The organism is Streptomyces sp. NPDC048290, assembly GCF_040652095.1.
Taxonomy (GTDB): Bacteria; Actinomycetota; Actinomycetes; order Streptomycetales; family Streptomycetaceae; genus Streptomyces.
Map to the genome: position 1 here is coordinate 46,079 of NZ_JBEZLM010000017.1, position 16,557 is coordinate 62,635.

The 16,557-nt window shown below is 76.0% G+C and carries 17 protein-coding genes; 10 read left to right on the forward strand and 7 right to left on the reverse strand.

Annotation, left to right across the window (positions count from 1 at the left end; genetic code table 11):
• Positions 1-3: 3 nt before the first annotated feature.
• The gene (locus AB0D49_RS26855; protein WP_362761882.1) at positions 4-303 is read left to right on the forward strand and encodes a chaplin; all 300 of its coding nucleotides are present in this window, start codon (positions 4-6) and stop codon (positions 301-303) included.
• 100 nt (positions 304-403) lie between these two features.
• On the opposite strand, the gene AB0D49_RS26860 is transcribed toward AB0D49_RS26855, so the two are convergent.
• The 7 genes from AB0D49_RS26860 to chpG all read right to left on the reverse strand — a co-directional run bounded on the left by AB0D49_RS26860 (position 404) and on the right by chpG (position 5,296).
• Entirely contained in the window at positions 404-1,270 is an 867-nt protein-coding gene (locus AB0D49_RS26860; protein ID WP_362761883.1) for a tyrosinase family protein, read from the reverse strand.
• Complete coding sequence (locus AB0D49_RS26865; RefSeq protein ID WP_362761885.1) at positions 1,254-1,709, reverse strand: tyrosinase family oxidase copper chaperone; 456 nt, start codon at positions 1,707-1,709, stop codon at positions 1,254-1,256. The genes AB0D49_RS26860 and AB0D49_RS26865 overlap by 17 nt, the downstream gene beginning before the upstream one ends.
• A gap of 163 nt (positions 1,710-1,872) precedes the next feature.
• Positions 1,873-2,388: a hypothetical protein gene (locus AB0D49_RS26870; RefSeq protein WP_362761887.1), complete on the reverse strand. Its 516-nt coding sequence runs from the start codon at positions 2,386-2,388 to the stop codon at positions 1,873-1,875.
• A gap of 248 nt (positions 2,389-2,636) precedes the next feature.
• Positions 2,637-3,134: a DUF5949 family protein gene (locus tag AB0D49_RS26875; protein WP_362761889.1), complete on the reverse strand. Its 498-nt coding sequence runs from the start codon at positions 3,132-3,134 to the stop codon at positions 2,637-2,639.
• Positions 3,135-3,399: 265 nt separating this feature from the next.
• Complete coding sequence (locus AB0D49_RS26880) at positions 3,400-3,687, reverse strand: hypothetical protein (RefSeq protein WP_362761891.1); 288 nt, start codon at positions 3,685-3,687, stop codon at positions 3,400-3,402.
• A gap of 216 nt (positions 3,688-3,903) precedes the next feature.
• Positions 3,904-4,767, reverse strand: coding sequence for a hypothetical protein (locus tag AB0D49_RS26885; RefSeq protein WP_362761893.1), 864 nt, complete (start codon positions 4,765-4,767; stop codon positions 3,904-3,906).
• A 289-nt stretch (positions 4,768-5,056) separates the two neighbouring features.
• Complete coding sequence (gene chpG / locus AB0D49_RS26890; RefSeq protein ID WP_362761895.1) at positions 5,057-5,296, reverse strand: chaplin ChpG; 240 nt, start codon at positions 5,294-5,296, stop codon at positions 5,057-5,059.
• 255 nt (positions 5,297-5,551) lie between these two features.
• On the opposite strand from chpG, the gene AB0D49_RS26895 reads away from it, so the two are divergent.
• From AB0D49_RS26895 to AB0D49_RS26935, 9 genes are all read left to right on the forward strand, one after another.
• Positions 5,552-6,637, forward strand: a complete 1,086-nt coding sequence (locus AB0D49_RS26895) for a DUF3344 domain-containing protein (RefSeq protein ID WP_362761897.1) — start codon at positions 5,552-5,554, stop codon at positions 6,635-6,637.
• Between the two features lie 52 nt (positions 6,638-6,689).
• Positions 6,690-7,856 carry a glycosyltransferase gene (locus tag AB0D49_RS26900; RefSeq protein ID WP_362761899.1) on the forward strand — a complete coding sequence of 389 codons (1,167 nt, stop codon included), beginning with the start codon at positions 6,690-6,692 and terminating at the stop codon, positions 7,854-7,856.
• The gene (locus tag AB0D49_RS26905; protein ID WP_362761901.1) at positions 7,853-9,289 is read left to right on the forward strand and encodes a sugar transferase; all 1,437 of its coding nucleotides are present in this window, start codon (positions 7,853-7,855) and stop codon (positions 9,287-9,289) included. Before AB0D49_RS26900 ends, AB0D49_RS26905 begins: the two co-directional genes overlap by 4 nt.
• 191 nt (positions 9,290-9,480) lie before the next feature.
• Positions 9,481-10,815, forward strand: a complete 1,335-nt coding sequence (locus AB0D49_RS26910) for an O-antigen ligase family protein (RefSeq protein ID WP_362761903.1) — start codon at positions 9,481-9,483, stop codon at positions 10,813-10,815.
• Complete coding sequence (locus AB0D49_RS26915; protein ID WP_362761905.1) at positions 10,812-12,503, forward strand: lipid II flippase MurJ; 1,692 nt, start codon at positions 10,812-10,814, stop codon at positions 12,501-12,503. The genes AB0D49_RS26910 and AB0D49_RS26915 overlap by 4 nt, the downstream gene beginning before the upstream one ends.
• A 70-nt stretch (positions 12,504-12,573) precedes the next feature.
• Positions 12,574-13,263, forward strand: coding sequence for a polysaccharide deacetylase family protein (locus tag AB0D49_RS26920; protein WP_362762124.1), 690 nt, complete (start codon positions 12,574-12,576; stop codon positions 13,261-13,263).
• A 1-nt stretch (position 13,264) separates the two neighbouring features.
• Entirely contained in the window at positions 13,265-14,617 is a 1,353-nt protein-coding gene (locus AB0D49_RS26925; protein WP_362761907.1) for a glycosyltransferase, read from the forward strand.
• Complete coding sequence (locus tag AB0D49_RS26930; RefSeq protein WP_362761909.1) at positions 14,614-15,321, forward strand: lipopolysaccharide biosynthesis protein; 708 nt, start codon at positions 14,614-14,616, stop codon at positions 15,319-15,321. The genes AB0D49_RS26925 and AB0D49_RS26930 overlap by 4 nt, the downstream gene beginning before the upstream one ends.
• 101 nt (positions 15,322-15,422) lie before the next feature.
• Positions 15,423-16,550, forward strand: coding sequence for a GNAT family N-acetyltransferase (locus AB0D49_RS26935; protein ID WP_362762126.1), 1,128 nt, complete (start codon positions 15,423-15,425; stop codon positions 16,548-16,550).
• The last annotated feature ends 7 nt before the right edge of the window (positions 16,551-16,557 follow it).

The following is a 16,557-nucleotide window of genomic DNA, read 5'->3' on the forward strand; positions in this document are numbered from 1 at the left end:
GTGATGTCTCGCATCGCGAAGGTCGCCGGGGTCGCTCTCGGCGCGGGCGCCGTGGTTCTGGGCGGCACCGGCATGGCCATGGCGGACGCGGGCGCCGAGGGCGCTGCCGTCGGTTCGCCCGGTGTGCTCTCGGGCAACCTGCTCCAGGTCCCGGTGCACGTGCCGGTCAACCTGTGCGGGAACACCGTGGACGTCATCGGCCTGCTGAACCCGGCCTTCGGCAACACCTGCCTCAACATCAGCGACCACGGCCGCGACCACCGCGACGGCGGCGGCTACGGCGAGGGCGGCTACGGCCACTGAGCCCACCCCCACCCGTCGTGCCCGCACGACGACCCCCGAGAGCCCCGGCACCTCCGAGCGCCGGGGCTCTCCCCGTTCCCGGGGGCCGCCCCTGACGGGGCTATCCGTAGCGGTAGATCCCGCCGGTGTCCTCCAACTGGTCCGGGGTCAGGTCCCAGGGCGGCAGCTTCTCGTGCCGGGCGACGATCCGGCCGTGCTGGGCGTCGCCGGACGCGGGCGGCTTGTCGGGCAGATAGCGGTGCTGCTTGTGCCGCTGCTGCCAGCGCAGCCACAGCAGATCGACGAAGGCGTGGTGCAGCCAGAACACCGGGTCGTTGACGGACGCCCCGCCGAGCATCGCCCCGCCGACCCAGCGGTGCACCCGGTTGTGGTTGCGCCAGGACACCGCGCCCCGACCGCTGCCCCATCCCTCGAGCCGGTTGCGGAACCCGCTGGCGGAGGTCGAGTTCCAGGGCGCCACGTCGTACGTGCCGTCCTTCATCGCCCACTCCACGTCGTCCTTGGTGGGCAGCTCGATCGGGTCCTTGGCCCGGCCCAGGTCCCGGGTCAGGTACTCGGCGTCGGTGACCCCCTCGCGCAGGGTCCAGCCGCCCTCCCGGTACGCGAACGGCCCCTCGGTGACCTGCCGGTCGCCCGACCGCCCGTTCCCGCCGAGCAGATCCTTGCTCCACGGCGCCGCCTTCGCGGACCGGTCCCGGGTCCAGTCCCAGTACGGCACACTCACCGCCGGGTCGATCCGGCGCAGCGCCTCCTCCAGGTCCAGCACGAAGCGGCGGTGCCAGGGCAGGAACGAGGGCGCCATATGGGCCGTACGCAGCCCGCCCTCGCCGTCGGAGACGTAGTAGTCGATGTGCATCCGCACGAATTCGTCGTACTCGCCGCGTCGCTTCAGCTCCAGCAGGGCCGTCACGAACCGCCGCTTCTCGGCGGCGGTGAGGCTGCTGACGTCCTTACGCGTGTAGACCATGGTGGCCCCCCTCGTGGCTCATGACCGTCTCGCGCAGCCGCTCGCCCGGACCGAGTTCGTCGACGGCGGCACGGGCCGCGTCCAGGGGGGTGGGGTACGAGCGGTAGTGGTCGACCATGCTGAGCCAGCCGCCGTCGGCCCGCCGCATCAGCGGCAGGGGCCGTCCGTCGACGGTGACGTGCCAGGCACCGGCGGCCAGGGCACCGGCCACGGTGGTGCGGGCGCCTCTGATCCGGCGGCCCCGGTGGATCTCGTCGAAGGCCGTGTCCGGGGGCGGCGCGGCCTCGCGGCGGGCGGGCCGGGAGGCGGCCACCAGCGGGGCGACGGCCAGCGCGGCCACCGTCGCGAACAGCCCGCGCAGCACCTCCCGCCGTCCGCCGCGGCCCCGTCCCGCTCTGCCGCCCGGCCCCCGACGTACCCCTCCGACGCTGACGACCATGTGTGCTCCTCGTCCGTTGCCCGGTGCTGTGTGTCGCTACCGCTAACCGCACGAGGAGGCGCACGGTCACCGTCGAAGGGGCCGGGCGGAGGCTGATGGAGTGTCAGTCAGGGGCCGGGCAGTCGAACGTCAGGGTGTCGTGACCGGTGGTGGTGGCCGTCCGTCAGAGTCCCGGGCCCATGACGATGTCCGCGCCGGGGACGGTCTGGAGGACCGGGGTGAGGACCCCGGCCTGGGGCAGCTTCGGGTCGGGCAGGCCGAAGTTGTCGGGGTTGGGGGCGGTCAGTGGGGCGTCCACGGTGAGGCCGGGGGCGAGGGCGCGGACGTCGGCGGCGGGGGCGTCGACCGCGAGGTGGTCGAACTGGTCGCCGAGGACCCGGGGCAGCGGGGCGCGCAGCCGGGCGCCGGGCAGTCCGGTGCTGACCGGGAGCTGCGGCAGGGCGCGGTCGGGCAGGAGCCGGCCCTCGACATAGCGGGGGCCGTCGGGGGCGCCGGGCGTGGGCAGCGGCAGTTCGGCGGAGAGGGTGGGCACTTCCATGCCGAGGGAGTACTCGACGCCGTCCAGCGGCACGGGGACGGGAACCGTCTCGGCGGCCGTCGCGGGGGTGGCGGCGGCGCCGAGGGCGGCGGCCACTCCGGTGGCGAGGGCGGCGAGGGTTCCTCGGGTGCTCGGCTTCATGTCAGCTACGGTCCTTCGAATCGGTTCCTGGGATCGACGTCCACAGGCCCAACGAGGGCGGGCGCGTGACGAGCGCACAATTCGCCCGGGTGCCGCAGTTGTGGGACGGGGTGATGGTCGGTTCGTCGGGCGGCCGTCGCCGCCCGGCCGGAGGTCCTCCCGGCGGGTGAACGCGGGAGCGGCCGGACCGGCACCGGGTCGGGGGACCCGGGGCGGCGGTCCGGCCGCTGGTGCCCCTGTGGTGGTGGTCAGACGCGCAGGCTGCGGGCGGGGAGGACGACGTGGGCGGCGGCGTCCAGGGTCTCCTCGGCACCGGCGAACGCGGCGAGCGCCTCGGGCTCGACGGGCTTGCCCGGCTCGGCCTCGGGCCAGGGGCGGGTGGTGAACACGAAGTAGGCGAAGCCGCGTTCGCCGACCGCGTCCAGCCACTCCGGGGGCGGGGTGACCGTGGCGTTGAGGTGGGGCATGGCGACGACCGCCGTACCGGCCTCGACCAGCAGGCTGACCGGGAGGCTGGGCGTGACGTTGCCGTCGACGAGGTCACCGCCGACCGGGAGGCCGTTGTCGGTGAGCAGCCGCTCGACGGCGGCGGTGGTCACCTCGGGGCCGTCGGCGGCGTCGCCGAGGGAGTAGGCGAGGAGGTAGGGCATGTCGCCGTCGGGGGCTTCGCCGCTCCAGGCCATCACGACGAGCGTGCCGAGGTCGGCGGGGTGGAAGGGGCGGGTTGCGCCGGAGGTTGTGGTCACCCGCGCGACCCTAGCCCCGGGTCCGAACACCGCCCGGCGCGTTCTCACCCGACCGGGGGATGGCGCGGCGCCGCTCCACACGAACGAGGGAAACGGGGGGTTTCCGCTGCCGTGGCGGGGGCGGACATGCCTTCCGGGAGGCCGGGGGAATATGCCTGGCGAAGGACGCCGGGGGCGGTGCCGGGGTAATTCCGAAATACCGAAAGGGCCGATTCCCGGGGAATGGAATCGGCCCTTTCGGTAATGTGCGCCGGATCGCCGGGGCTCAGCTCTGGAGCGGGAGCCCGCCGAGCAGCCCGCCCTTGTTGAGAGCGGTGGCGGCACCCTTGACGGTGCTGAGCGCGGAGTCCTTGTTCTCGGTGTCGAGGGCGTTGGACTGGTGCTGGAGCGGCATCGCGTCGGCGGGCGTCAGACGGCCACTGGTGAGGGTGTTCACGGCGCCGTTCAGGCTGGTCGGCGTGAGATCGGCGGTGTTGTGGGCGAACGCGGGCGCGGCGGCACCGGCGAGGGCCACGGTTCCGGCGACGACAACGGCGGCCTTCAGCGACTTCATCGGGTTCCTTTCTTCGGCGACCGGGACTGCCGGCTGCCGCGGGGAATTCTGCCGCCGTGCCTAACGACCCTTCACCGGGAGGGAAACTCCGTCGCGCGGAAATCGGCAGAAGTCATAAGAACCCCGGGCCCGCTTCTCGACGGAGCGGGCCCGGGGCGATGCGCGGTGCGCGGAGTGCCGTGCGCGGTGCGCGGTGCGCGGTGGCGACGCCGGGGGTTACGACGCCGGGGGGTTCGGGGCCGTCACCGGGAGGGCGGGGGCGTCCGGTGCGGCCGGGAGAGCGGGGGCGGCGGGGGCGTCCGGTGCGGCCGGGAGGGCCGGTGCCGCGGGGGCGTCCGGTGCGGCGGGCAGGTTGGGCGCCGCCGGGAGCGCGGGGGCGGCCGGCAGGTTCGGCGCCGCCGGGAGGTTGGGCGCCGCCGGGAGCGCTGGTGCCGCCGGGGTCGCCGGGAGGGCCGGGGTCGCCGGGAGGGACACCGGCAGGGTCGGCAGTGACGGGAGTCCGGCGAGGTCCGGCGCGGGCAGCCCGCCGCCGAGCAGCACCGCGGCGAGGACGTTGACGATGCCGGTGACCACGCCGGTCGCCGCCGGGACGACCTGGCCGACGTCGCCGGAGGTGGTCGCCGCGATCAGGTCGGCCACCGCCTTCTGGAGGGCGGCGAGGGCGTCGTCCTTGAGGTCGGCGGGCACCTTGCGGGCGCCTCGGCCGTCGCGGGTGTCCGCGGCCGGGTCCGGCAGGGCGACCGGCGGGGCGGCCGACGGGGCGGCCGTGGCACCGGCCTCGGTGATGGCGCTCTTTGCCGCGTCGGCGAGCCGGGTCGCCTGGTCGGGGGTGAGCTGGCCGTTGTCGGCGTTGAGCGCGGTGCTGAGGAGTTCGGTGACCGGGGTGAGCACCCCGCCGATGTCGCTCAGGCTCCGGGTCTGGGCGAGCAGCGCGTCCGCGCCGGGGACGGGCGCCCGGGTGGCGGCGACGCGCTCCCCGGACAGGGCGTGCTCGGCCGCGACCGCCGGGGCGGCGAGTCCGAGGACGAGGGCGGCGCAGAGAACGGTGGACGCGATACGCCGCTGGGGCAGACCACGCATGGGACTTCCTTTCGAGTGATGCACACATCCCGGCCGCACTGGTGTGCGCGGCCGTGACTCCACCGTGCGAGTGACCATCGCGCTCCGCAACCGAGCGGACACATCACGTCATCACCTGACCGGCGCGCCGCCCTCCGCGCCGGACCATCCGCCGCCGGACGACGGCGAGTTGAGGCCGGGCCGGGCGACACCTCCGCGCACCCCCATTCGGGGCACCCCCACACATGACGAACCGGCCGCCCTCCCCGCCGAGGGGGAGGACGGCCGGCCACGAAGAGACGTCGTGACGTCAGTGGTTGACGCAGGTGTTGCCGAACGCCGGGTTCAGCAGACCGACGACGTTGATGGTGTTGCCGCAGACGTTGACCGGCACGTGGACCGGGACCTGCACGACGTTGCCGGACAGCACGCCCGGGGAGTGGGCCGCAGCGCCCTGGGCGCCACTGTCGGCGGCGGCGACACCGGCGCCGCCGGCGACGGCCGCGGCGGCAACGGTGGTCAGGACCAGGCCCTTCGCGATACGCGACATGGAGAGGTGCTCCTTGGGGGTTGACACAAACATCCGGGCGGGATGCCCAGCGCTGTGTCAACGCACCACGCTCCGCCGGGTTGTGCCGCCAAAGGGGTGATGTACCCCCGGGGTCGGGCTTCACGATTCCGACACACTTGTCCGGTTTCGATGGATTAATACGGATAGCGACTAGAGTTGCGGACCGTTCGACATACCCGTATGGCCCGTCCATCCCATGAACCGCGAGACACCGCAGGAAAGGGCACGCCGGTCATGCCGCACTCCCCCGGATCGCTGCTGCGCCGCGCGACGGTCGGCGCCCTCGCCCTCGCCGGTCTCGTCTGCGCGGTCGGGCCCGCCGCCCCCGGCGATGCCCCCGCCCTCGCCCCGCCCGCCGCCGACAGCGAGCGCATCGCCTTCGCCGAACGCCACCGCGCCGTCCAGCACGGCGGTTTCGTCCGCGCCGCCAACACCTCCGTCACCTGCGCCGCGACCCCCGCCTGCCAGGCCACCCGGGACGGCGGCCCCGGCGACGGCGGCGGCCTCGCCATGGAGTACGTCGACATCGACGACGACCCCGGCACCGCCAACTCCTCCCGCGCCGAGGTCCGGCTGCCCACCGGCGCCACGGTGACGTACGCCCGGCTGTACTGGGGCGGCAATCTGCTCGCCGGGGAGCACCGGCCCGCCCGGGACAACGCCCGGGTGCTGCTGGCCGCGCCCGGCGGCGGCTACGGCGAGGTCCTCGCCGACACCGCCGTCGGCCGACGCGCGGCCCGGGGCGCGGACGCCTACCAGGCGTCGGCGGACGTCACCCGGCGGGTGCGCGCGGGCGGCGCCGGGCTCTACACCGTCGCCGGGATCAACGCCGCGCGCGGCGGACCGCACGGCGGGGCGTGGGCGGGCTGGACCCTGGTGGTGGCCTACGAGCACGCCGCCGAGCCGCTGCGCCGACTGGCGCTGTGGGACGGGTTCGAGGCGCTGGACCGGGCCGGGCACGAGATCCGGGTGACCGGCCTCGGCGCCCCCGCGGGCGCGGCCGGACAGATCGGCCTGGTCGCCTACAACGGCTTACGCGGCACCGGCGCCGACACTCTCACCGTCTCCGCCGACCGCCGCGCCCCGGTCCCGCTCGCCGACGCCTCCAACCCGGACGGGGACATCCTCAACGCCACCGTCACCGGCTCTCCGGGACGCCGCGAACCCGCGTTCGAGCAGACACTCGGCTACGACTCCGATGTGTTCGAACTCGGACACGCGCTGGAGCGCGGTGGTGACCAGCTGGCCTTCCGGCTCGTTTCCCAGCCGGACGCGGCGTGGGCCGGCGTGCTCTTCGTCGCCGTCGAAGCCCGGAAATAGCGCGCGTTCCCGCCCGTTTACCAGCACCGCCCGTGAGCGAGGAAACCGCGCCATGCACCAGCCACCACCCCTCCCCGGGCCGCGTGTCCTGCATCTGACGCAGCCGGTCGACGGCGGGGTCGCCCGGGTCGTCGCCGACCTGACCCGCGCTCAGCTGGCCGCCGGATGGGCGGTCACGGTGGCCTGTCCCGAGGGGGCGCTGGCCCAGGAGGCGAGGGCGCTCGGCGCCGGATCGCGACCCTGGCACGCGGCGCGCGCGCCGGGTCGTTCGCTGCCCGGGGAGGTCCGTGCGGCCGTACGGGTGATCGAGGACGTTCGGCCCGATCTGGTGCACGCGCACAGCGCCAAGGCGGGGCTCGCCGGGCGGCTCGCGGTGCGCGGGCGCGTCCCCACCGTGTTCCAGCCGCACGCCTGGTCCTTCGAGGCCGTCGGTGGCGCGACCGCCGCGCTGGCGCTGCGCTGGGAGCGGTTCGGGGCGCGCTGGGCGGACCGCACGGTGTGTGTGAGCGCGGCCGAGCGGGACACCGGCGCCGCCGCCGGGATCGGCGCCCGCTGGAGCGTGGTCCCCAACGGCGTGGACACCGCCCGCTTCCGCCCCGCCCCCGTGGACCGCGCGGCCCTGCTCCCGGACGTCGCTCCCGGCGCGCCCCTGGTGGTGTGCGTCGGGCGGCTGTGCCCGCAGAAGGGCCAGGACGTCCTGCTGACCGCCTGGCGGTCGGTCCGCGACCGGGTGCCCGGCGCGCGGCTGGTGCTGGTGGGCGACGGACCCGACCGTGAGCGTCTCGAAGCGCTCGACGGCGGGGCGCTGTTCACCGGCCCGGTCGCCGACCCGGTGCCCTGGTACCGGGCCGCCGACCTGGTGGTGCTGCCGTCGCGCTGGGAGGGCATGGCGCTGGCGCCGCTGGAGGCGATGGCGTGCGGGCGGCCCGTGGTGGTGAGCGAGGTGGACGGCGCCCGCGAGGCCCTGCCGCCCGCGCTCGCGGCGCACGGTCTGGTGCCGCCGGGCGACCCGGCCGCGCTGGCCCGCGCCCTCACCGCGCTGCTGCTCGACGGGGAGCTGCGCGCGGAACTGGGCGCCCGGGGGCGTGCGCACGTCCGGTCCGCGCACGACGTGCGGCACATGACCGAGGCGGTCGCCCAGGTGTACGGCGACGTGCTCGGCGCCGGTCAGGCGGAGCGCGTAGCTCCCCCCGAGAACAGGGAGTCGATCCACTCGTGACTGCGGAAAGCACTGCGGCAAGTCCCGTACCGTCCCCCGGGGCCACGCCCCTGGAGCACAGACCCTCGGCCCTGTCCGTGCTGCCGCCCCGGCGCCGCGACGGCGGCTTCCGGATGCCGGTGCGGCGGCGCCCCCCGGCCCGGCCCCCGGTGCTGCTGCCGCTGCTGCTCGCGGACGGCGTCGCCGCCCTGCTCGGCTCGCTCGCGCTGCTCGGCCACCGTCCGCTGCTGCTCGCCCTGCTGGTGGCGGTCTCGATACTGCTGCGCCCGCACCGGACGCCCCGCCGCCTCCAGGGGGTGCTTGAGGAACTGCCCTCCGTCTGCGGGCGGATCGCCGTCGGCTGGCTGGGCCTGGCCACCGTGGTCGCCGCGCTCGCCCCGCAGCACGCGCTGACCCCGCACACCCTGGCGCTCGGCGTCGCCACCCAGATGACCGCCGCCTGCGTCGGCCGGGCCGTGGTCCACCAGCGGCGCCGGGTGCTGCTGCTGCGCCGTCCGCGCGCCGCGCTGGTCATCGGCCCGGCGCCGGTCGCCCAGCGGGTGGCCGCCGCGATCCTGCGCCACCCGGGATGCGGGGTGCGCCCGGTCGGGGTGGTCGCCCATCTGCCCGGCGGCCCGGACGGACTGCCCGTGCTGACCACCGGCGAGGAGGTGCAGCGGGCCCTGATCCAGAACGGCGTACGGGATGTGCTGGCCGTCCATCCCGGGGTGCGCGGCGAGCACGGGCCGCTGCTGCGGGCGCTCGCCGAGTCGGGCTGCGCGCTGTGGGAACTGGACGCCGACTCGCCCACGCATCCGGCGCGCGACCAGCTCGCCGGGTTCGCCTGCCGCCGCCTTGAGCTGGGCTCCGGACGGCGCGGCAGCCCCGGTAAGCGCCTCCTGGACATCGCCCTCGCCGGACCGGCACTGGTCGCCGTCGGCCCGCTGCTGCTGGGCTGCGCGCTGGCGCTGCGGCTGATCGACGGGCCCGGGGTGGTGTTCCGGCAGGAGCGCATCGGCAAGGACGGGCGCCCCTTCACCTTGCTGAAGCTGCGCACCCACCGCCCGGTCGACGAGACCGAGTCGGCGACCCGCTGGAGCGTCGCGGGCGAGCACGGCATGTCCTGGTTCTGCCGGCTGCTGCGGCGCACCTCGCTGGACGAGCTGCTCCAGCTGTGGAACGTGGTGCGCGGCGACATGAGCCTGGTCGGGCCGCGCCCCGAACGGCCCTTCTTCGTCACCCAGTTCAGCCAGACCTACCCCGGCTACGCGGCCCGCCACCGGATGCAGACCGGCATCACCGGCCTCGCCCAGATCAACGGACTGCGCGGCGACACCTCCATCGAGGACCGGGCCCGCTTCGACAACGCCTACATCGACAACTGGTCGCTGTGGCAGGACGTCTGCATCCTGCTGCGCACGGCGACCGCGCTGGTCCGCTCGGCGGGAAGCTGACCCATGCCGACCCTCTCCCCTTTCCCCGGCGTCCCCGGCGTCCCCGGCACCCGGCCCGCTGCGGCACACGGCGAACGCCCCCCGGCCCGCCCCCGGCCGGAGGCCACGGCCCGCACCAGGACCCTGCGCACCCTCCCGGCCGCCCCGACCCCCCGCCCCCGGCGGGCCGCGCCCCCCAGGGAGCCGGGACGATGACGCTCGCTCCGCCCGGTCCGGCGCCACGGACCCTGCCGCCCCGCCGGACCGCTCCGGCGCGCCGGACGCTGTCGCCGGTGTGGCCGGTGGTCGCCGTGATCGCCCTGCTGGGGCTGCCCTCGGCGGGCGGCGGGGCGGGTCCGGCCGACGCGCTGTCCGCGCTGGTCGTCGGGTTCTGCGCGGTCCGGCTGCTGCGCGCCCGGCGCCGTCCGCTGTCCCGGACGGCGGCGGCGGTGCTGGCGCTGCCGGTGGTCGGGCTCGCGGTGGCCGCCGCCGGGGCGTCCTCGGCGGGCGCCGGACTGACCGGCCTCGGCCGCTATCTCCAGATCTTCGTGCTGGTCCCGGCCGCGGTCGCCCTGCTGATCCGGGACCGCGCCGACTTCCGCCTGCTGGCCTGGGCGTTCGTCGCCCTGGCCGGCTGGGAGGGCGCGGTCGGCGTCCACCAGTACGTCACCGGCACCGGCGCCTCCTACCAGGGGCAGCTGATCCGGGCCGTCGGCACGTTCGGCGCGCAGGACGTCATGGGGATGGCGACCGTGGTGTCCCTGGGCCTGGTCTGCGCGACCGGGCTGGCGCTCGGTGACGCCCCCGCCCGGCAGCGCGCGCTGGCCACCGGCTGCGCGCTCGCGCTGGCGCTGCCCCTCGCCCTGTCCTTCAGCCGGGGCGCCTGGATCGCGACCGCCGTCACCTGCGCCCTCCAACTGGCCCTGGCCGGACCGCGCAGGGCGTTGAAGGTGGGCGCGGCGCTGCTCGCCGCCGGGGTCGTCCTGGTCGGCGGTCTGGGGGTCGGCTCGGCGATGCTCCAGGAGCGGATCAGCAGCATCGGCCAGGTCACGGACGCGCCGGACCAGTCGGTGACGGACCGGTACGCGATGTGGGCGGCGGCGACCGCGATGTGGCGCGAGCACCCGGTGACCGGCGTCGGCCTCAAGGGCTTCCCCGAACACCGGGACGCGCACGCCTCGCTGGCACTGTCCTCCGGCAGCGACACGGAGAGCGCGGGCGAGGCGTTCCGCCGTCAGCCGCTGCTGTCCCCGCACAACATGTATCTGCTGATCCTCAGCGAGCAGGGACTGCTCGGGCTGCTGGCCCTGGCGGGCAGTTGGCTGGCCCTGCTGACCTGTGCCGTCGCCGGGCTGGCGCGCGGACGCCGTGACGGCCGCTCCCCGGACTGCGCGCTGATCGCCATCGGCCTGCTGACCTGGCAGCTCACCGACTTCTGCTACGCCGACATCGGCGGCCCCGCGACCGTGCTGACCGCCGTCTGCCTGGGCCTGGCGGCCTGGTGGGCGCTGCTGGGCGCGCCCCGGGCGGCGGGAGGCGGGCGATGACCGTACGTGATCCGTCCCGGACGGAGGCGGCGCCGGACGCCCCCGGCGGGCCCCTCCCCCCGGTCTCCCCGCGCGAGGGGCCGCCCGCGCTGCCCGCGCCCCGCGCGACCCCCGCGGCCCCGCGTGAGCCGCGCGGCTTCCTCGCCCGTGCCGCGCTGCTCACCGGGGCGCTGTCGGTCGCGGGGGCGCTGCTCGGGCTGGTGCGGGACCAGTCGCTGGCCCGGCTGTTCGGGGCGGGCGCGGAGACGGACGCGTTCCTGGTGGCGTGGACCGTCCCGGAGTTCGCCTCGACGCTGCTGATCGAGGACGGGCTGGCGTTCGCACTGATCCCGGCGTTCAGTCTGGCGCTGGCCCGGCGGGCGCGCGGGGCCGCCGGGGACCCGGTGCGGGCGCTGGTCGCGCGCACGCTGCCCCGGCTGACGCTGGTCCTGATCGCCGGTGCCGCCGCCGTCGTCCTGCTCGCTCCCTGGCTGGTGGACGTGCTCGCCCCGGGTCTCGCCGATCCCGGGCTCGCGGTGGACTGCACCCGGCTGGCGGCGGTGTGCGTGGTCGGGTTCGGGCTCGCCGGGTATTTCAGTGCCGCGCTGCGCGCCCACCGCCGCTATCTCGCCCCGGCGGCGATCTACGTGGCCTACAACACCGGCATCATCACCGCGATGTTCGTCCTCGGCGGGCGCTGGGGGGTGCGCTCGGCGGCGGCCGGGGTGGCGGTCGGCAGCCTGCTGATGGTGGCGGTCCAACTCCCGTCGTTCGTACGGCGGTTGCGGCGCCGGGCGGTCGCCGAGGCGGTGCCGGGCGACGGGGAGCCGGAACCGGCGGTCGGGCTGGGGCTGATCGCGGCGATCCTGACGTTCGCGCTGTGCCGTCAGTCGCAGGTGCTGATCGAGCGGTTCCTCGCCTCGAACCTGCCGTCGGGGGCGATCTCGCATCTGAACTACGCGCAGAAGGTCGCGCAGATCCCCATGACGCTGTCGCTGATACTGGTCACGGTCACCTTCCCGGTGGTGGCGCGGGCGCTGGCCGAGGGCGACACGGAACGGGCCCGCGACCGGGTGGAGCGGGATCTCGCGCTGGCCACCTGCATGGTGCTGTTCGGCACCGCGGCGGTCGTCGCCTGCGCCCCGCAGATCGTCGAACTCCTCTTCCAGCGCGGCGCGTTCACCGCCCGGGACACCGCGGCGACCGCCGCCGTGATGCGGGTGTACGCGCTCGGACTGCTCGCCCAGACCCTGGTGGGGGCGCTGATCCGGGCGTACTTCTGCGCCGGGCGCCCCACCTGGTACCCGCTGGCGGCGATGACCGCCGGGGTGGTGGTGACCGCGTGGACCGGCGCGCTGACCGTGGGCGCGTGGGGCGTGCTCGGCATCGCCGCCGCCAACGCGGCCGGGATCACCGTCACGGCCGTCCTGCTGCTGTCCGGGACCCGGGCGCGGGAACTGCCGGTGCGGCGGCGGGCGGTGCTGACCGAACTGAGCCGCCCGGTGCGGGCCGCGCTGGTCGCCACGGCGGCCGGGGCGCTCGCGGCGGGCGGCCCGGAGTCGGCGGTGGGGGGACTGGCCGCCGGGGGGACCGCGGTGACCGTCGTCTACGTCCTGACCGGCGCGGGCCTGGGCGCCCAGGGCTGCGCCCCCGTACTCCACACCATCCGCACCGCGACCCGAAGGCTCCGCCATGCGCTCTCCCGCTGACCCCGCCACGGCCCCCCACCCCACCGCCGCCCCCGCCGCGTCCCCGCCCGCCGGCATCCCCTGGGTCGCCATGTACCACTCCGTCGGGGACTGCTCCGACGACCCCTACCGGATCACCGTCACCCCCGCCCGGCTGGAGCGCCAACTGCGCTGGCTGGGGCGGCACGGGCTGCGCGGGGTGTCGGTGGGCGACCTGCTGGCCGCGCGGGCGCGCGGGGCGGGCCAGGGGCTGGTGGGGCTCACCTTCGACGACGGGTACGCCGACTTCACCGAGCAGGCGCTGCCGCTGCTGCGCCGGTTCGGCTGCGGCGCCACCCTGTTCGTGCTGCCCGGCCGGTTCGGCGGCGACAACGCCTGGGACCCGCTGGGCCCGCGCAAGCCGCTGCTGACCGAGGCCGGGGTGCGCCGGGCCGCCGACGACGGGATCGAGATCGGCTCGCACGGACTGACCCACCTCGACCTGACCCGCGTCGACGACGCGAACCTCACCGCCGAGGTCACCGACAGCCGGGCCCGCCTCACCGCCCTGACCGGCGCCCCCGTCACCGGGTTCTGCTATCCGTACGGCACGGTCGACGCCCGGGTGGTCGGCGCGGTGCGCACGGCCGGGTACGACTACGCCGTCGCCATCGACCCCGGCCCGCTCACCTCCCGCCACGCGCTGCCCCGGGTGCACATCGGGCAGCGGGACAACGCCGTACGTCTGGGGCTCAAGTACCGGCTGCACGGGCTGCGGCGCCGGGCCGCCGAAGGGGTGTGAGATGCGGGCCCTGCACATCATCACCGGCCTCGGGGTCGGCGGCGCCGAGCAGCAACTGCGGCTGCTGCTGCGGCATCTGCCCGTCGAGGCGGACGTGGTCACCCTCACCCACCCCGGCGCGGTCGCCACCGGACTGCTCGCCGACGGGGTACGGGTCACCCACCTCGGCATGGCGGGCAACCGTGACCTCGGGGCGCTGCCCCGGCTGGTGCGGCTGATCCGCTCCGGCGGCTACGACCTCGTCCACACCCATCTGTACCGCGCCTGTCTGTACGGGCGGCTGGCCGCGCGGCTCGCCGGGGTACGGGCGATCGTCGCCACCGAACACTCCCTGGGCGACTCCCAGATGGAGGGCCGCCCCCTCACCCGGGGCGTACGGGGGCTGTATCTCGCCGGGGAGCGGCTCGGCCGGACCACGGTGGCGGTCTCCCCGACGGTCGCCGACCGGCTGCTGCGCTGGGGCGTGTCCGCGTCCCGGATCGAGGTGGTGCCCAACGGCATCGACCTGGACCGGTTCCGCTTCGACCCGGTGCTGCGCCACCGCACCCGGCGCCGCCTAGGACTGCCCGACGAGGCGTTCGTGGTCGGCGCGATCGGCCGGCTCACGGCGGGCAAGCGGTTCGACGTGGCGGTCCGGGCGCTCGCCGCGCTGCCCCGGGACTGCTGGCTGCTGCTGGTCGGCGGCGGTGCCGAGGAGAACGTGCTGCGGCGCACCGCCCAGGAGGCCGGGGTCGCCGACCGGGTGCTGTTCGCCGGGGAGCGGCCCTATGTCTCCGACGGCACGCCCGGACCCGATCTGCCGTCCCTGCTCTCCGCGATGGACGCGCTGGCCTCGCCGTCCCCCGAGGAGGCGTTCGGCCTGGCGGTCGTGGAGGCGCTGGCCTCGGGACTGCCGGTGCGGTACGTGTCCTGCCCGGCCGTCGCCGATCTGCCGCCGGGCTCCGCGACCGACGCCGCCGCGGTGGCCTGCGACCCGGCCGCCTTCGCCGCCGCCCTGACCGAGATCCACGCCCGCCCGCCACGCCCCCGGACCGTCCCCGGCGCCGCCCACCACTACGCCATCACCCGCAGCGCGGCCCGGCTGATGGAGGTGTACGCCCGGGTGACGGACGGAACGCCGACACCCCCGTCACCGTCCGCACGGACCGCGGCGACGCCGGGCCCCCGCCACCCGGTACCCGAGCCGCACGGGCCCGTGACACCTGTGAGCCCGGTGACACCTGTGAGCCCGGTGACGCACGTGACGCACGTGACGCCCGTGACCTCGTCCGCCTCACCCCCATCCCCGTCCTCCCCGTCCTCCCCCACCTCCCCGTCCTCCCCGTCCCCGTCAGCCCTTGGAGTCAGCCCGTGAAGTCCGACCGCTCCCCCCGGGCGCAGCGCCCCGCCTTCCGTGTCCTCGCCCGTACCAAGGGGCTGCCGCCCTGGTCGCTGCTCGCGGCCGGGGTCGTGGCCGGTGGGCTGATCGGCGGCGGCTACGGCGCGCTCAGCACCCCCGTGTACAGCGCCACCAGCTATGTCGTGGCCGTCCCCACCGAGCGCTCCGACTCCGCCGCCGCGCTGGGCTTCGCCCAGGCGTACGGGCGGGTCGCCGACCAGCTCGCGGTGCTGGCCGACGCCCAGGTGTGGGCGGGGGTACCGGTCCGCACCCTCCAGAACAGTGTGACCACGGCGACCTCGCCGGACGCGCCGATGGTCGCCGTCACCGCCACCTCCCACCGCCCCGACCTCGCCGCCGACATGGCCAACGCGGTGGCCAAGGCACTGACCGGGCACGCCAGTGACAGCGAGGACGCGACCCATGTCGAACTCCAGCAGTTCGCACGGGCGGTGAAGCCGGCCGCGCCCTCGTCCGCCGGACCGGAGCTGACCGGTCTGGTGGGGGCGAGCGCGGGCGGGCTGCTGGGCGGGCTGGCGCTGCTGGTCCGGCCGCGCCGGGCGACCGGCGGCGACGGGTCGGGCGCGGGCCGGGACGGGGGCGGCGAGGGCGGCGGCGGCCGGACGGCGACGGCGGTGCCGGGTCCGGCGGTCGCGGCGGACGCGAGCGGGCGGCTGTGAAGCCGGGATTCGATACACGGGGTGTGAAGCGGGGGGACGGCGGCCCGGCGGTGCAACGCGTTCACACCCGTACGGATCGACCGGACCCGCCCGGCCCGCGCGTGGACTGCGTCCACAGCACCGGTCACACCACCCAGGTGGTGACCGACCCCGACGCCTTCGCCGCGCTCGCCCCCGACTGGCACCGCCTCTACACCCGGTGCGCCGCCGCGACCCCGTTCCAGAGCCACGCCTGGCTGCACTCCTGGTGGCTGTCCTACGGCGGCCCCCGGCGGCTGCGCCTGATCCTGGTCCGCGACCCGGCCGGGACGCTGGTCGCCGCGGCCCCCCTGATGCGCGTACGGCGTCCGCTGCCCGCGCTGGTCCCGCTCGGCGGAGCCATCTCCGACTACACCGATGTCCTGCTGGACGACGAGCACGGCCCGGCCGCCGCCGACGCGCTCACCGCCGCCCTGGCCGCCGCCGCCCGCACCGCGCTGCTCGATCTGCGCGAGGTCCGCCCCGGCGCCGCCGCCGAGCAGATCTACGACCGCTGGCGCGGACCCCGGCGCCGGATCGACGACTCGGTCTGTCTGGAACTGCCCGCCGTCCCGCTGGACGAGCTGATCACCCGGCTGCCCTCGGCCAAGGCCCAGCAGCGGGTCCGGGCCAAGCTGCGCAAGCTGGAGGCGCTCGGGGTGCGCCGCCGGGTCGCCGGACCGGACGAGGTGGACGGCGCGCTGCGCCGCCTGGTCGAGCTGCACCGGCTCCAGTGGCAGGGCCGCCGGGTCACCACCGAGCACCTCCAGCCGCGCTTCCGGGACCATCTGGTGCGCTCCGCCGGTCCGATGGTCCGCTCCGGCACGGCGGTCGTCACCGAGTTCCGGCTGGACGACGAGGTGGTGGCCGTCGACCTGACCCTGATGTCCCCGCGCCTGGCGGGCGGCTACCTCTACGGCGCCCATCCCCGGCTGCGGGAGCTGAAGGCGGACGTGGCGGTGATGCTGCTGGACGCCTGCACCGGGCACACCGGCGCCGCCGGAGGCATCGCCACGCTCAGCCTGCTGCGCGGCGACGAACCGTACAAGCACCACTGGCGGCCCGAGCGGGTCGTCAACCGGCGGCTGCTGCTGGCCCGTCCCACCACCGCCCCGCTGCTCGCGGCGGCGCTCGCCGACGCGCGGGCGCGGGCCCGCGGCAAGGAGCTGCTGTTGCGCTGGAAGGAGCGCGACGGTGGCGGCGGGACCTGACCGGCCC

Coding starts and splice junctions, on each gene's coding strand:
- AB0D49_RS26855 (WP_362761882.1), top strand. CDS start 4: ATGTCTCGCATCGCGAAGGTCGCCGGGGTCGCTCTCGGCGCGGGCGCC.
- AB0D49_RS26860 (WP_362761883.1), bottom strand. CDS start 1,270: ATGGTCTACACGCGTAAGGACGTCAGCAGCCTCACCGCCGCCGAGAAG.
- AB0D49_RS26865 (WP_362761885.1), bottom strand. CDS start 1,709: ATGGTCGTCAGCGTCGGAGGGGTACGTCGGGGGCCGGGCGGCAGAGCG.
- AB0D49_RS26870 (WP_362761887.1), bottom strand. CDS start 2,388: ATGAAGCCGAGCACCCGAGGAACCCTCGCCGCCCTCGCCACCGGAGTG.
- AB0D49_RS26880 (WP_362761891.1), bottom strand. CDS start 3,687: ATGAAGTCGCTGAAGGCCGCCGTTGTCGTCGCCGGAACCGTGGCCCTC.
- AB0D49_RS26885 (WP_362761893.1), bottom strand. CDS start 4,767: ATGCGTGGTCTGCCCCAGCGGCGTATCGCGTCCACCGTTCTCTGCGCC.
- chpG (WP_362761895.1), bottom strand. CDS start 5,296: ATGTCGCGTATCGCGAAGGGCCTGGTCCTGACCACCGTTGCCGCCGCG.
- AB0D49_RS26895 (WP_362761897.1), top strand. CDS start 5,552: ATGCCGCACTCCCCCGGATCGCTGCTGCGCCGCGCGACGGTCGGCGCC.
- AB0D49_RS26900 (WP_362761899.1), top strand. CDS start 6,690: ATGCACCAGCCACCACCCCTCCCCGGGCCGCGTGTCCTGCATCTGACG.
- AB0D49_RS26910 (WP_362761903.1), top strand. CDS start 9,481: ATGACGCTCGCTCCGCCCGGTCCGGCGCCACGGACCCTGCCGCCCCGC.
- AB0D49_RS26915 (WP_362761905.1), top strand. CDS start 10,812: ATGACCGTACGTGATCCGTCCCGGACGGAGGCGGCGCCGGACGCCCCC.
- AB0D49_RS26920 (WP_362762124.1), top strand. CDS start 12,574: ATGTACCACTCCGTCGGGGACTGCTCCGACGACCCCTACCGGATCACC.
- AB0D49_RS26925 (WP_362761907.1), top strand. CDS start 13,265: ATGCGGGCCCTGCACATCATCACCGGCCTCGGGGTCGGCGGCGCCGAG.